Below are 259 nucleotides of genomic sequence, written 5' to 3' on the forward strand. Positions count from 1 at the left end.
GTTCAATACCCAGGCCCAGAACCACTTTTCCTGCACTTGGGTGTTGATCAGCGCGTCGCCGCCCTTGGCCTTGATGGCTGCATCCTGGGCGCGCACGAAGCGGTTGTTCTGGCCAATGGGGATGACGCCCAGCAGCATGATGCCGGTGGCGCTGGCTTCGCTGTGGCCGAGCACGGTGTATTGGCTAGCGTCGTATTGCTGGGTTTTCATGGCGGTGCCAGTGCAACCTGCCAGGGTGAAACCAAGTACGGCTGCTGCT

At 61.0% G+C, this 259-nt stretch carries 1 protein-coding gene; it reads right to left on the bottom strand.

The window, feature by feature from the left end; all coding sequences use genetic code 11:
* Window positions 1-259: hypothetical protein (locus tag FVA95_RS30045; RefSeq protein ID WP_149666997.1), on the bottom strand; the 259-nt coding region annotated here is incomplete at both ends.

This window comes from Pseudonocardia sp. EV170527-09 (assembly GCF_008369905.1).
Lineage (GTDB): Bacteria > Actinomycetota > Actinomycetes > Mycobacteriales > Pseudonocardiaceae > Pseudonocardia.